The sequence below is a fragment of the Falsiroseomonas oryzae genome (assembly GCF_027856955.1).
GTDB lineage: Bacteria > Pseudomonadota > Alphaproteobacteria > Acetobacterales > Acetobacteraceae > Falsiroseomonas > Falsiroseomonas oryzae.
In genome coordinates, this window is the sequence record NZ_JAPSMD010001022.1 from 1 (window position 1) to 541 (window position 541).

At 78.4% G+C, this 541-nt stretch carries 1 protein-coding gene; it reads left to right on the forward strand.

Going from position 1 to position 541, the window contains the following annotated elements:
• The coding region (locus OZN99_RS33295; RefSeq protein ID WP_408612010.1) for a WD40 repeat domain-containing protein at window positions 1-541 on the forward strand (541 nt) is incomplete at both ends.

Genomic DNA, 541 nt, shown 5'->3' on the forward strand with positions numbered 1-541 from the left:
CAGGCGCAGCCCGCCGGCGTGCGCCCCGCCGCCGGCGAACCGCCGACCCAGCCCTTCCTGCGCATCGAGGCGGTGGCGCATACCGCGCCGGTCGCGCGCCTCGCCACCGATGCGGCGGGCCGGCTGCTCGCCACCGTGTCCGACGACAAGACGCTGCGCCTCTGGGACCTGCCGGACGGCACGCCGCGCGGCGTGTTGCGCCCGCCGATCGGGACGGAGGCGGAGGGCGAGCTCTATGCGGTGGCGCTGACGCCGGACGGCACGCGCGCCTTCGCCGCCGGCTACACCGGCTCGGCCTGGGACGGCGCCTTCTGCATCTACGTCTTCGACCTGCGCACCAGCGCGCTCGTCGCCCGCCTGCCCGGCCTGCCCGCGCCGGTGCAGCACCTCGCTGTCTCGGCCGATGGCGAGCGGCTGGCCGCCGCCCTCGGCGCGCGCGCCGGCATCCGCGTCTGGGACGCCCGCAACGGGCGCGCGCTGTGGGAGGACACGGCCTATGGCGGCCCGGCCCGCACGGTCGGCTTCTCCCCCGATGGCGCGC